12 protein-coding genes are annotated in these 13,693 nt (G+C 40.4%); all 12 read right to left on the reverse strand.

Translation table 11 applies throughout. The features are described from left to right. Positions 1 to 13: 13 nt before the first annotated feature. The 12 genes from SP4011_RS08060 to prfB all read right to left on the reverse strand — a co-directional run bounded on the left by SP4011_RS08060 (position 14) and on the right by prfB (position 13,592). The gene (locus SP4011_RS08060) at positions 14 to 544 is read right to left on the reverse strand and encodes a YutD family protein (RefSeq protein WP_173253319.1); all 531 of its coding nucleotides are present in this window, start codon (positions 542 to 544) and stop codon (positions 14 to 16) included. Positions 545 to 700: 156 nt separating this feature from the next. Next, positions 701 to 1,306 carry a superoxide dismutase SodA gene (gene sodA / locus SP4011_RS08065; protein WP_000974733.1) on the reverse strand — a complete coding sequence of 202 codons (606 nt, stop codon included), beginning with the start codon at positions 1,304 to 1,306 and terminating at the stop codon, positions 701 to 703. A 348-nt stretch (positions 1,307 to 1,654) separates the two neighbouring features. Then, the gene (locus SP4011_RS08070) at positions 1,655 to 1,825 is read right to left on the reverse strand and encodes a hypothetical protein (RefSeq protein WP_338618702.1); all 171 of its coding nucleotides are present in this window, start codon (positions 1,823 to 1,825) and stop codon (positions 1,655 to 1,657) included. 76 nt (positions 1,826 to 1,901) lie between these two features. Further along, entirely contained in the window at positions 1,902 to 2,939 is a 1,038-nt protein-coding gene (holA, locus tag SP4011_RS08075) for a DNA polymerase III subunit delta (protein ID WP_338618703.1), read from the reverse strand. Between the two features lie 33 nt (positions 2,940 to 2,972). Further along, the gene (locus tag SP4011_RS08080; RefSeq protein WP_338618704.1) at positions 2,973 to 3,908 is read right to left on the reverse strand and encodes a dihydroorotate oxidase; all 936 of its coding nucleotides are present in this window, start codon (positions 3,906 to 3,908) and stop codon (positions 2,973 to 2,975) included. A gap of 447 nt (positions 3,909 to 4,355) precedes the next feature. Then, a complete protein-coding gene (gene metK, locus SP4011_RS08085; RefSeq protein ID WP_338618706.1) occupies positions 4,356 to 5,546 on the reverse strand; it encodes a methionine adenosyltransferase in 1,191 nt (396 codons plus the stop codon). Positions 5,547 to 5,917: 371 nt separating this feature from the next. Continuing rightward, entirely contained in the window at positions 5,918 to 7,261 is a 1,344-nt protein-coding gene (locus SP4011_RS08090; RefSeq protein ID WP_338618708.1) for a DEAD/DEAH box helicase, read from the reverse strand. A gap of 140 nt (positions 7,262 to 7,401) precedes the next feature. Next, positions 7,402 to 8,217, reverse strand: a complete 816-nt coding sequence (locus SP4011_RS08095) for an endonuclease/exonuclease/phosphatase family protein (RefSeq protein ID WP_338618710.1) — start codon at positions 8,215 to 8,217, stop codon at positions 7,402 to 7,404. 51 nt (positions 8,218 to 8,268) lie between these two features. Then, positions 8,269 to 10,449, reverse strand: a complete 2,181-nt coding sequence (locus SP4011_RS08100) for a PTS transporter subunit IIBC (RefSeq protein ID WP_338618711.1) — start codon at positions 10,447 to 10,449, stop codon at positions 8,269 to 8,271. Between the two features lie 418 nt (positions 10,450 to 10,867). Further along, positions 10,868 to 11,794 carry a permease-like cell division protein FtsX gene (gene ftsX, locus SP4011_RS08105; protein ID WP_000625541.1) on the reverse strand — a complete coding sequence of 309 codons (927 nt, stop codon included), beginning with the start codon at positions 11,792 to 11,794 and terminating at the stop codon, positions 10,868 to 10,870. After that, positions 11,787 to 12,479: a cell division ATP-binding protein FtsE gene (ftsE, locus tag SP4011_RS08110; protein ID WP_000022265.1), complete on the reverse strand. Its 693-nt coding sequence runs from the start codon at positions 12,477 to 12,479 to the stop codon at positions 11,787 to 11,789. The genes ftsX and ftsE overlap by 8 nt, the downstream gene beginning before the upstream one ends. A gap of 17 nt (positions 12,480 to 12,496) precedes the next feature. Then, positions 12,497 to 13,592 (reverse strand): peptide chain release factor 2 gene (gene prfB, locus SP4011_RS08115; protein WP_150857564.1). Its coding sequence is split into 2 segments (ribosomal slippage): positions 12,497 to 13,519 and positions 13,521 to 13,592, totalling 1,095 coding nucleotides; the frame shifts between segments, so codons are not numbered across the junction. Positions 13,593 to 13,693: the final 101 nt, after the last annotated feature.

Below are 13,693 nucleotides of genomic sequence, written 5' to 3' on the forward strand. Positions count from 1 at the left end.
CCTTATTCTCTACTCACTTCTGACGAATGACAAAATGACGTTGCCCCTTGTCCTCTTTCTGAGAGTGCTGGTCTTTCTGACGACGTCTATTTTTCTTATCTGCATTCGGTTTTCGTTTTGTTTGAGCCGGTTTCTTTCCTTTTCTAGAAGGTGTTTCTTCTTCCTTCTTACGCATTTTCTTGTCAAATGATGCTCGCTTAGGGGCTTCATTTTCTAAGACAAAATAGGCACAACCATAACTACAATACTCTAAAAGATAGTCTTGTAAACGACTGATTTTTTCAAGTTTTTCATCTGTTCGGTCATCCTTGTAAAAACCTCGTAGGCGAAGCTGTTCGTTGCTCCAGTCTCCCACGATATAATCAAACTTGGTTAAGACTTCTGAAAAACGCTGATTAAAAGCCGTCACATCAAAGGCATCCTTGATATTTTCCACCAAGGAAAAAGCTATCCCTTCCGTTTCAATCTTGTCCCCATGTAAATGGAACTCAGGACCAGGAAACTTGTTATAGTTGTATAATTCAGGTGCAATTTCTTTTCGCATAGATATCCTTTTTTCACGATTACTTAATACTTTATTCTACCATAATTTCTAGCAGTTAGCACGTTTCTCATAAAAATGAAAAAAGTCTGACGATTTTGTCAGACCAAAATAATATAACCTTAAAAAGAGAAGAACAATTCTTCCCTCCAACTATCATTATTTAGCAGCTGCGTACAATTCATCTACTTTGTTCCAGTTGATCACTGAGAAGAAAGCTTTGATGTAGTCAGGACGCACGTTGCGGTATTTCACGTAGTAAGCATGTTCCCAAACGTCCAAGCCCAAGATTGGTTTTTTACCTTCTGAGATTGGTGTGTCTTGGTTTGCTGTTGAAGTCACTTCAAGTTTACCTTCTTTGTTGACAACCAACCATGCCCATCCTGAACCGAAACGAGTTGTTGCGGCTGCAGTAAAGGCTGCTTGGAATTCTTCAAATGAACCAAATGTTGCATCGATTGCTGCTGCAAGTTCTGCTGATGGAGCTGTTTTTTCAGGAGTCATCAATTCCCAGAAAAGAGCGTGGTTCAAGTGTCCACCACCATTGTTAATAAGCGCTTGACGGATATCGGCTGGAATAGATTCTACATCAGCAAGCAAGGCTTCAAGATCTTCACCGATTTCAGGGTGTTTTTCAAGAGCTGCATTAGCATTGTTGACATAAGTTTGATGGTGTTTGTCATGATGCAAGTGCATTGTTTCCGCATCGATGTATGGTTCCAAAGCATCGTATGCATATGGAAGATCTGGTAAGATAATAGCCATCTGTAATACCTCTTTTTCTTTCTATATGAAAATGATAACGCAAACATTCACTTTTTTCAAGTTTTTTGCTTATAGATGAAAAAATCACTGAAATACTTTCTAATAATACTCTTCGAAAATCTCTTCAAACTGCGTCAACGTCGCCTTGCCGTAGGTATGGTTACTGACTTCGTCAGTTTCATCCGCAACCTCAAAACAGTGTTTTGAGCTAACTTAGTCAGTTCTATCTACAACCTCAAAACAGTGTTTTGAGCTGACTTCGTCAGTTCTATCTACAACCTCAAAGCAGTGCTTTGAGCTGACTTCGTCAGTTCTATCCACAACCTCAAAACAGTGTTTTGAGCTAACTTAGTCAGTTCTATCTACAACCTCAAAACAGTGTTTTGAGCTGACTTCGTCAGTTTCATCCGCAACCTCAAAAACATGTTTTGAGCTGACTTCGTCAGTCTTATCTACAACCTCAAAGCAGTGCTTTGAGCAACCTGCGGCTAGTTTCCTAGTTTGCTCTTTGATTTTCATTGAGTATAAAATAAGCAAATCAGCAAGAAACCCACGACAAGATAATGTTGACGCGGGTTGTAGTTTCAAAAAAATGTCAATTGACCTGACTAGCAATCTGTAGGAGTGCCTTTTCAAAAAGGAAACTCTTTTCATAAAGACCTGTCTTAATCTGATAGTCTGTCTCAATCAAATAAGAAATAGCTTGCTTCAAAAAGCTAAAGGAAAGTCCTCTTGAATCTCTCAGCGCAAACTTGATTTGATAGGGATTAGGATTGCGTCCGAGAAAACTTCCTAGACTACTTGCAATCTGAGACTCTGTTTGCCCAGACTCTGCCAAAATCTTCACCTGAGTAAAAGTCCGAAATTGTCCTAGCATGACAGCTATGAGCTTAATTTCGTCTTCCCCTTGCAAGGTCAAGTCTCTAACCAAATCTCGCGCCCGGTCCATCTTTTTAGTCAGAATAAACTGAGTTAAATCAAAAATATTGTCCTGCAAGGTCTTGGGAATAGCATTAACAATATCCTCTTCCTCGATAACAGAGTCTTCCTTATAGGACTGTAAAAAGAGCAGATTTTTCTGGATTTCGCTAAATTGAAAACCCGACTTGATGAGGAGATTTTCAAAAGAATGATTGGTAAACTGCAGACCTTGTTTCTGGCTCCACTTTTGGAAATACTGGCGCAATTCTTGTTCTTTGGCTTCTACTGCATCAAAGACCTTGGCATCACGCTTAAGTAATTTAACCAACCGCCTTTTGCTATCCAGCTTTCCTTCAGCAAAGATTATCAACTTGGTTGTTGGTGAAGGATTGTCAAGGTATTCCTCAAATGACTTAAGCTCATCATCTGTCAAAAAGCGCTTTTTAGCAGTCGTGACATCGACAAAATGATCCAATATCACGATTTTCTCATCCGCAAAGAAAGGAAGGCTGACCAACTCCAGTTCTACATCTTTGTAAACTACTTCTTTCATATCACAGTAGGCAAAGTTGAGGTCAGCAGAATCATACCCAATCTGTTTCAACACTTGGCTCTTCATCACTTCAAACTGACCCTGATCTGTCCCTGTAAAAAGGCTCAAACTCGGTAAATTTGATAAAGTCAACTTCTGGCTTTCTTCAATGGCTAGCATCTTATCTCCTTTCTTCTGATTTTTCGATTTAATTTAGTCAATATAGCGCAATTTCCCACGGAAATCTTCTAGGCTCTTGTACCCTTTTTCCGCCATGATTGCTTTCAGTTCATTGGTAATACGATCAAAAGCACCAACTCCTTCTTTGTGAAGGGTGGTTCCCACCTGCACCATACTGGCTCCACAGAGGATATGTTCAAAGGCATCACGACCAGTCAAAACGCCACCTGTTCCGATGATTTGGATTTGAGGATTGAGACGTTGGTAGAAAGCATGAACATTGGCTAGAGCAGTTGGTTTGATATACTCTCCACCAATGCCACCGAAACCATTTTTGGGACGAATAACGACGGACTCATCTTCTATATATAGGCCATTTCCGATAGAGTTAACGCAGTTGACAAACTTGAGCGGATACTTGTTGAAAATAGCTGCCGCTTGGTCAAAGTGAACAATATCAAAATATGGTGGCAATTTAATTCCAAGAGGTTTGGTGAAGTAGGCAAATACTTCTGTCAAAATCCGGTCTGTTGTCTCAAAATCATAGGCAATCTGAGGTTTTCCTGGAACATTTGGACAGGAGAGGTTTAGCTCAGTCAGACCATGAAAATCACTCTCTTGGACTTTTTTCAAGATAGTATGGGTTTCCTCTGGAGACATGCCAACTAGAGATAAGAAGAAAGTCCGGTTCGGCTCTTTTTCCTGCAGATCCAAAAGGTAGTCCAGATAGTAGTCTAAGCCCTTATTTGGCAAACCCATAGAGTTGATAGAACCAAGTGGAACATCCTGATAACGTGGCTCAGGATTTCCCTGACGAAAGTCCAAGGTCGCAGTCTTCGTAACAAAAGTACCTGCCGCTGAGTTTTTGACTCCTTCAAGCTCCTCTATCGTCATACAAGCCACACCTGCTGCATTCATCAAGCAATTGTCAAACTCAAAACCAGCAATTTGTGTTTTCGTTGATACCATGATTCTAATCCTCCGGATTCCTTTTATTGCTAATATTATACCACAGTTTTAATTCTAGGTTTACTAGATTCTATGGTTCTATCTATTTATTCGGAAAAGAAAGTCTAGTGCAGAAGTCATGCTATGGAAACAGCTAGTATATTGGAAGTTTGAATAAGACTTGGGTCACAGACTTTTGAATGAAATCCAAGCAACAAGGAGAAATCTCAACCATGAGTCCATTCCATGACTCTATTGCTCTAGAAAACCTTGCAATAGTCAAGTGATAACGAATAAAACTTTGGATTGAAATATCCCCATGATTATCTATTACGAGGAGAAATCTCAACCTTTATCATTTTTAAAGAAATACATGTAAATCTCTACTTTCGCAAAATGGATTTTCAGAACCGTATCCCAGTATAGTTAAAAACTAAAAAAAAGAGAGGAAGTTCCCCTCTTAAGATTTTATTTGACTGCTTCTTTTAAAGCATCTACCTTGTCCAAACGTTCCCATGGAAGGTCAATATCTGTACGTCCCATGTGTCCATAAGCTGCTGTTTGACGGTAGATTGGACGTTTAAGATCCAGCATTTGGATAATCCCTGCAGGGCGAAGGTCAAAGATTTGACGAGCTGCTTTTTCAAGCTTACTTTCAGCTACTGTTCCTGTACCAAAGGTATCGATACGGACAGAAACAGGCTGGGCAACACCGATAGCGTAAGCCAATTGTACTTCCGCCTTCTTAGCAAGACCCGCTGCAACAATATTCTTGGCAATATAACGAGCTGCATATGAGGCAGAACGGTCCACCTTAGTCGCATCCTTACCAGAGAAGGCACCACCACCGTGACGAGAGTAGCCACCATAAGTATCTACGATAATCTTACGACCAGTCAAACCTGAGTCCCCTTGAGGTCCACCGATTACAAAACGACCAGTAGGATTGATGAAGAATTTTGTTTGCTCATCCAAGTAAGAGGCTGGAATAACCTCTTTGATAACCTTGTTAATGACATCATTGTGAATTTGTTCGTTGCTGATTTCTGGATCGTGCTGAGTTGAAATAACGACTGTGTCCACACGTACTGGACGGTCATTTTCATCGTACTCAACCGTAACCTGTGATTTGGCATCTGGGCGAAGATAGCTAATTTCCCCAGACTTACGAAGTTCTGCCAGACGACGAACCAACTTGTGACTGAGTGAGATTGGCAATGGCATGAGCTCTTCTGTTTCATCAACTGCAAATCCAAACATGAGACCTTGGTCTCCAGCACCAATCAAGTCCAGCGGATCTTGGTCTGCATTTCCACGAACTTCCAAGGCTTCGTTAACACCTTGGGCAATATCTGGTGACTGCTCAACAAGTGACGGATGGACTCCTACAGTTTCAGCAGAAAATCCATATTCTGTATTGGTATAACCAATCTCTGCAATGGTATCACGAACCACACGGTTAATATCCACATAGGCATTTGTAGAAATTTCACCAAAAACGTGGACAGAACCAGTATAGACAGCTGTCTCAGCAGCAACGTGAGCTTCTGGATCCTGTTCTAAAATAGCATCCAAGATAGCATCTGAAATTTGGTCTGCAATCTTATCTGGATGCCCCTCAGATACAGACTCAGACGTGAATAATTTACGTTCTGACATAAAAATGTCCCCCCTTAAAAATAGTGTTATAGAGTTACAAAGTACTGATAGGTATTTTCATTTTCTAAGAGTTACAACGCGTAAGAAATAAAAACGATACTTTTTTATTTCTGAAGCTAGTAAGGCGCATAGGGTGACCGCCTTATAGCGGCAACCGTAGAATGACGAGCGACTACTTTGGAGCCGTCATTCTTTGCGAGTTGCGACTCGCAAGAAAAAATAGAAATTTCTACCATCTTATCGGGACTATATAACTTTATCATTATACCATTTTTAAGCGCAATTTGCAGTCTTTAATGTAGTGTTTCTGTTTAGATAGTTCGTTCTCGTAAATAAAAAAAAGTTGGAGCTTAGTACTCCAACAATTTCTATTAAAATGTTTGACGTTTTGCTTTACGCTCTGCACGACCGCGAGCACGATTTTCAGCACGCTTGGTTTTACGACGTTTTTCATCAACCGCCCATTGAATCTTCTTCTTATAGCCTGGTTTGACTTTTTTCTTTTTCTTTTTGACCAAACCAATCATCTCAATATCAAGCTTGTCCTGCTTCTTCTCACGGTTGGCACGACGATCACGGTCATAAGTATCTTGAAATTCCCCGTCTTTGACCATCTTCGGAGTAAACTTGATTCCCAATTTCTCCAACTCACGGATATCCGAGTCATCACTTGGCTGGTAAAGGGTAATAGCTGTACCTGGTAGGCCATTGCGTCCGGTACGACCAACACGGTGCACAAAGAAAGATAAGTCTTGCGGAATGACATCATTGATGACATGACTGACACCTTCAATGTCAATCCCACGCGCTGCCAAGTCTGTTGCGACAATGTACTCAAAATCCAGATTTTTCACCTGATTCATGATTCGCTTACGTTCACGAGGGGCAATATCTCCATGAATCTTCGCTACCTTCAATCCTTGAGCAGTCAGATATGAATGCAATTCATCAGCACGCGTTTTAGTGTTGACAAAAATCATTGCCAAATAAGGCTGCATCAACTGAGTCAACTGATAAATTTGAGCATTCTTGTCACGTCCCTTAGTAGAAATCAACCAATTATCAATGGTATCAGAAATGACCGTTTTGGTCTTGATTTTCTCCATGACAGGATTTGACAAGTATTTTTTCAAGAATGGTTGCAGTTTTTGTGGAATAGTCGCTGAGAAGACCATGAATTGCAGGTCTTTTGGAAGGCTGCCAGCAATCTTATCAACAGTTTCTAAGAATCCCATATCCAAGGTCATGTCTGCCTCATCGACCACAAAGGTCTTGGCCTTGTGAATAGCCAGATCACCGGATTTAACCAAGTCGTAGATACGGCCTGGTGTTCCAATAACAATATGAGGCTGGTTACTTGCCAATTTCTCAATCTGGCGAGCCTTATCCGTACCACCCACATAATTAACCACACGAACTTCCACTTCTGAGTGGGCAGCAATCTGACGGGCTGCTTGGTAAATTTGAGTAGCCAACTCACGGCTCGGTGCAGTAATCACTGCTTGCACACTATCGCTAGCTTCATCTAATTGCTGAAAAATCGATAACAAGAAAGTATGAGTCTTACCTGAACCTGTTTTTGATTCACCGACTAGGTCACGACCTGCCAAGACAATAGGAATCAACTTATCCTGTACCTCTGTTGGAGTTGTAAATTTTAACTCCTCCAAGGCTTCTCTAATATAGTTTTTAAATTGAAATTTCGTAAATGACATAATACCCTCGATTCTATCTATCTTATCAATTATACCATATTTTATTTCATTTCAGTAGTCTCACTTATTTAGCCTATTTCCTGGAGCTTTTCTAGTCAGAAAAAGGCTGGAATTTGAGAATCCCAACCTCTTTTCAATCTTTATTTCCAGTTTAAAATAGCACTCAAGCCATAGTGATCACTGACTTGCGGACTCTTGTTACCATCAAATACGACATGTAAATTTTCCACCGCTAACTCTTTGGTAGTAAAGACATAATCGATTCGAAGGGGTTCAGTGTTCCCTTTCCAGCCATCAATTTCTGGTGGAACGGTATAGCTACCACTTTTCTCTTGAGCAACTTCAAAAGCGTCTTGTAAGCCCAATGGACTAGCTAAAATAGCTTGGTAGCCTTCCTTACCGGCTGGGTTGTTGAAATCTCCAGCTAGCAAAAGTGGCTTATTCAATTCTTTCAAGACAGCTCCAAATCGTGCCCATTCTTCTTGGAAACCTTTATCCCACCAAGAAAGGTGGACACTTGCAACTGCAAGCTCCTTACCATCAACTACAGTTTCAGCCAAGGCAACACGGCGAGTATGATAGTCTGTTGGATCATCCACATCTGAAACCAAAATTTCTCTGGCTTCAATAGGTGTTTTAGACAAGATAGCTACACCTTCATGGTAGCGATCATAGCCGATATGGTTATAGGCCCAAGTCCAGTAGTAATCTTTCCCTTGCTCTGACAACTTTTCAACCAAAAGTCTAACATAATGGTCTTGGTGAATAGGCTCAGCTGCTGGCAAAGCTTTATAGAGATCATTAACTTCTACATTAGGCGAGGTAATCTCCTGATTGATTTCTTGGAAACAAATCAAATCATAGTCCTTTTCAAGAATATCCTCAAGCAAAATCTGGAATTTTTCCTCAGCTTCTTTTTCCATCCAACTGTGAGTATTGAGTGTTAAAAATTTCATTCTTTTCTCCCAAAATAAGAGGTTGGAATACAGCTTCCAACCTCAAGTATATTACAATTCTACTTTAGCAACTGCTGTTTTAGCTGCAAGAGAACCTGTTTTTTCTAATTTAACTGATTTAATTGCATCACCATTTGTGAAGACAACTACTGTTGAAGTTTCACGTCCTGCTGCACGGATAGCATCCAAGTCAGCTGTGACAAGGAGATCTCCTGCTGCAACTTTTTGTCCTTCAGCAACATGAACTGTAAATGGTTTACCTTCAAGACTTACTGTGTCCAAACCAATGTGAACCAATACTTCAAGACCTGCTTCAGTCACAATACCAAGAGCATGTTTTGTTGGGAAGATGCTTGATACAGTACCTGAAACTGGAGATACAATGTTTCCATTTGCAGGTTCTACTGCAAATCCATCACCCATCATTTTTTGAGCAAATACTGGATCTTTTACTTGTTCCAAAGCAATAACTTGACCGTCTGCTACTGAGTAAACTTCCTCAGTAAGACCTTTGAAGTGAACAGTGTTTTGTTGTGCTTCAGTCATTTGGCTTGGAAGAGTTTCAGGAATGATTTCACCTGAATCAAGGATATCTTGGATATCAGATTTCAATACGTCAGCTTTTGGACCGTAGATAGCTTGAACCCCTTGTCCTTTCATGACAAGACCCATAGCTCCTTCTGCTTTCCATTGCTCTGCATTTCCTACTTTATCTGCATCTTTAACAGTTACACGAAGACGAGTCATACATGCGTCAACATCAACGATGTTTGCACGTCCACCAAGAAGGTTAATAATGTTTACAGCTTGAGAACCTGCTGCAACTTTCACTTCGCTGCTAGCTTCTTCTGAACCTTCAGCAGTTTCGTAGTTTCCGTTACGCCCTGGAGTTGCGTAGTTGAATTTTTGAATCATGAAGTTTGCGATAAAGTACATGATTACGGCAAAGAGAACAGTTACCCAAACGAAGTTAATGATATCCATACCGATACCAGCACTGATTGCAATAGGTGTACGAGTCAAGAACTCGATTGAACCGAATGAGTGCATACGTAGGTTTACGACGTCAGCCATAGCAAAGGCAGCACCTTGAACAAGTGAGTAAACAAGATACATAGGTGTTGCGACGAACATGAACATGTATTCGATTGGTTCAGTAACCCCTGTCAAGAATGTTGCAAGAGCTGTCGCAATCATCATACCTTTGTATTTATGTTTCTTGTCAGCATCAACATTACGGTAGATAGCCACAACCACACCCATCAAGATACCGAATGAACCAATCATTTGTCCAACTTTGAAACGAGCTGGGTGAACAGTATCTAACAAGTGTTGGTATTGACTAGCATCAGTACCTTTAAGGTTTACAAGGTCTGTTACCCATGCAAGCCAAAGTGGATCTTGACCAAATACTTGGCTACCTTTTGCTGCACCAGTTAAGACCTCATAAGTACCACCAAGAGCTGTGTAGTTCATTGGGATAGTCAACATGTGGTGAAGACCAAATGGCAAGAGCAAACGTTCCAATGTACCATACAAGAATGGTGCAAGGATTGGAGCAGTTTCTTGTGAGTTAGCAATCCAGATACCAAAGCTATTGATACCAGTTTGCACAAGTGGCCAGAAAGCTGAAAGTACAATTGCAGCAATTATTGAACGAAGAATAACTACAAATGGTACAAAACGTTTTCCGTTAAAGAATGAAAGTGCATCAGGAAGCTTACGGAAGTTATAGTATTTATTGTAAGCAGTTGCTCCAATAAAACCAGAAATAATCCCTACGAATACACCCATGTTAAGTGCTGGGGCTTCCATTACACTAATGAAGTAATCAGCAACTTTGATTTGCCCACCCAATAGTGTTGAAACCATAGCATCTGGATTTTTCAACATATCGCCTGATACACCAAAGATTGTACCAGTGATACGGTTAATCAAGATGAAGGCAAGACCAGCGGCGAAAGCACCACCAGCGCGTTCCTTAGCCCAGCTTCCTCCAATAGCGAGGGCGAACAAGATATGAAGGTTAACGATAACTCCCCAACCGATTTGCTCTAGGACACCACCAGTAATAACGAGTGGTGCAAAGGTTGGGTTAATCATCACGATAGACTTACCGATTGAAATCATCAAACCGGCAGCCGGCATAACCGCGATAACCACCATCAAAGCCTTACCGAATTTTTGCCAAAATTCGAAAGACAAGACATTTTTGAATGTATCTTTCATCATTCAAATCTCCTTTATTTTTATTTAGGCAAACGTTTTACGAAAACGTTTGCACCTTTTATGATTTAATTATACCACTTTAATTTTTTTTGTAAAGGCTTTTACAAAAAATTTTACACTTTTTTCAAAAAAATTTCTAGTGCCAAATTTCAAGTTCAAATTAGCCATCAAGAAGTCTTCTCTGGGGGACTTCTTGATACTCTTCGAAAATCTCTTCAAACCACGTCAGCGTCTCCTTACCGTATATATGTGACTGACTTCGTCAGTCTTATCTACAACCTCAAAACAGTATTTTGAGCATCCTGTGGCGAGCTACCTAGTTTGCTCTTTGATTTTCATTGAGTATTAGAAGTCCCTTTTCAAAAATTCCTGTAGCAAAAAAGGAGATTTTGCAATCTCCTCATAAAAGTATCTATTTTACCTAAATCTTCAAGAATCGGCGCATGGAAATTCCTGACCCCAGTGAACCAATAAAAATTCCAATCACAAATAGTAGGGCAATCATCAAAGGACTAAATAAATCTGGACTAATCATGGATAGATTTTGCCCTACCAACGATTTGTTGACAGATTGGTAAACCATTTGATAAACAATAAAGACTAAAACAGATGGTGCGATAGCTCCCAATAAACCGATAAAGGCTCCTTCTAACAAGAACGGTCCACGAATATAACTGTTTTTAGCTCCAACCAAGCGCATGATTTGAATTTCGCGACTGCGGGAAATAATGGTAATACGAATGGTATTTGAAATCAAGAAAACTGCGACAAAAATTAACAAAGCAGCAATCCCTAGTCCCCAAACACGGATAAATGAAGCTAACTTGAAGAGTCTTTCTGTATTGGCACCGCCATCTTGAACTTCAGAGACACCTTCAATTTTTTTAGCATCTTCGGCTATAGTTTTTACATCATTTGGAGTATTTGCCTCTACAATATAGGCATCATAGAGAGGATTGGCATCTCCTTCAAAGATTTTCCAGTTATCTCCCATTGTCTCGGTTAATTTTTCATATTGTTCTTCTTTACTTGAAAAGGTAACACTCTTAACCGTAGACATGTTCTTCAAAGAATCATATACCTTGTGGTAGTCATTATTTGTAACAGTTTGACCTTCTTTTTCAATTGTCTGACTGTTATCTTCCACATCCTTTCGGATATAAACTACTACACGGACATTATTTTCAATATCTGTAGCTAGTTTCGCTGTATTGAAAATAACAGAAGCAAATATTGCCACCAAGGTCAAAGTAATCATGACTGAACTGACAGCAGCTACTGTCATCCAACCATTTCGTTTCAAACTTTTTAAGGCTTCAAATAAATGGCGAAAAAATCTACTAATCATCGTATCCATACTCTCCTTTTGATTCGTCACGAACGACACGGCCATTTTCAATGGCAATGACACGGTGGCGCAAGGTATTTACAATCTGGCTATTATGAGTCGCCATCAAAATAGTTGTCCCTTGTAGGTTAATCCGTTCCAAGAGATTCATAATTTCCCATGAATTGTCAGGATCCAGGTTTCCTGTTGGTTCATCGGCTATCAGTACTTTGGGATTATTTACAATGGCACGCGCAATCGCAATCCGCTGTTGCTCTCCACCTGAGAGCTCATTTGGGAAAGAACGAACCTTGTGCTTCAATCCAACCAAGTCTAAAACTTCCATCACACGTTTTTTGATATTACGGCGATTTTCACCGATTACTTCCATAGCGTAAGCAATATTTTCATAGACAGTTTTCTTTGGCAAGAGTTTATAATCCTGGAAGACAACCCCAACACTACGACGTAGAAGCGGGACGTCTTTCTTTTTGATCTTAACCAGATTAAAACCAGCAACTGATAGGCTTCCTTTATCGATTTTTACTTCACGATATAGAGAACGAATGAAGGTTGACTTCCCTGCTCCTGAAGGTCCTACGATGTAAGCAAATTCCCCCGGTTGAACGCTGACCGAAACACCGCGTAGGGCAGTCGTTCCGTTGTCGTATTTTTTGACGACATCTCTCATTTCAATGATTGACATGTGACTTCCTTTCTATATTAGCTAATTCGCCACTTGAGATAGGCATCGATAAAACCATCTAGGTCCCCATCCATAACCTTATCTACCTGAGCAACTTCAAAGCTAGTTCGGTGGTCTTTTACCATAGTATAAGGTGTGAAGACATAAGAACGGATTTGGCTTCCCCATGTGATTTCCTTTTTCTCACCCTTGAGAGAATCTACCTCCGCAGCCTTCTTCTCTTGCTCCATTTGATAAAGCTTAGCCTGCAACATCTTCATGGCACGATCTCTATTTCCATACTGGGTCCGATCCACTGTTGATTGGACAACAATTCCAGTTGGAATGTGGGTTAAACGTACACCTGTTGAAACCTTGTTGACGTTTTGTCCACCGGCACCACCTGAACGGAAGGTATCCATCTTGATGTCATCTTCCCGGATTTCCACTTCAATAGTATCATCCAACTCAGGCATCACTTCTACAGATGTGAAAGAGGTATGGCGACGTTTGGCAGAGTCGAATGGTGAAATTCGCACCAAACGGTGCACACCCATTTCTGACTTGAGAAGACCATAGGCATTAGGTCCTTCAAATGATAAGGTTACTGACTTGATACCAGCTTCATCTCCTGCTTGGTAATCCAATACTTCCACTTTAAAGCCTTTAGCATTACCATAACGAGTATACATACGAAGCAACATATCACCCCAGTCCTGAGCCTCAGTACCACCAGAACCTGGATGGATTTCCAAGATGGCATTATTATGGTCATAAGGTTCTGACAAGAGCAAGGTCATCTCGTAACTGGTCATCATCTTATCAAGTTCGGCTAACTGCGCTACCAGTTCTTCTTGAACTGACGCGTCTTCTGCTAAGAAGTCCAATAAAATTTCGACTTCATCCTGTAACTCTTCCATTTTGTGGAAAGTGTTATAGGTGTTTTTTAATTCATTTAATTCTTGCGACGTTTTTTGGGCCGCGATATTATCGTTCCAAAAATCAGGTTCTGTCATCTTGTTTTCCAAGATGGCAATCTCTTCCTCTAGCCCTTCGAGGTCAAAGAGACCCCCTGAAAGAAGCTAATTTTTCACGATTTGCGTCAATTTTCTGACGAATTACTGAAATGTCCATAAATACTCCTTTTTGCATCATTTCATTATAGCATATTTTATCATTTCTTTCCATCTTTTGCTATAATCCCTTTTTTATGAAAAAAGAAGCCTTTCGGCTTC

The organism is Streptococcus parapneumoniae (assembly GCF_037076355.1).
In the GTDB taxonomy this organism is placed as follows: domain Bacteria; phylum Bacillota; class Bacilli; order Lactobacillales; family Streptococcaceae; genus Streptococcus; species Streptococcus parapneumoniae.

Coding starts and splice junctions, on each gene's coding strand:
- SP4011_RS08060 (WP_173253319.1), bottom strand. CDS start 544: ATGCGAAAAGAAATTGCACCTGAATTATACAACTATAACAAGTTTCCT.
- SP4011_RS08080 (WP_338618704.1), bottom strand. CDS start 3,908: ATGGTATCAACGAAAACACAAATTGCTGGTTTTGAGTTTGACAATTGC.
- SP4011_RS08095 (WP_338618710.1), bottom strand. CDS start 8,217: ATGAAATTTTTAACACTCAATACTCACAGTTGGATGGAAAAAGAAGCT.
- metK (WP_338618706.1), bottom strand. CDS start 5,546: ATGTCAGAACGTAAATTATTCACGTCTGAGTCTGTATCTGAGGGGCAT.
- ftsE (WP_000022265.1), bottom strand. CDS start 12,479: ATGTCAATCATTGAAATGAGAGATGTCGTCAAAAAATACGACAACGGA.
- sodA (WP_000974733.1), bottom strand. CDS start 1,306: ATGGCTATTATCTTACCAGATCTTCCATATGCATACGATGCTTTGGAA.
- SP4011_RS08100 (WP_338618711.1), bottom strand. CDS start 10,449: ATGATGAAAGATACATTCAAAAATGTCTTGTCTTTCGAATTTTGGCAA.
- ftsX (WP_000625541.1), bottom strand. CDS start 11,794: ATGATTAGTAGATTTTTTCGCCATTTATTTGAAGCCTTAAAAAGTTTG.
- SP4011_RS08070 (WP_338618702.1), bottom strand. CDS start 1,825: ATGAAAATCAAAGAGCAAACTAGGAAACTAGCCGCAGGTTGCTCAAAG.
- SP4011_RS08090 (WP_338618708.1), bottom strand. CDS start 7,261: ATGTCATTTACGAAATTTCAATTTAAAAACTATATTAGAGAAGCCTTG.
- holA (WP_338618703.1), bottom strand. CDS start 2,939: ATGCTAGCCATTGAAGAAAGCCAGAAGTTGACTTTATCAAATTTACCG.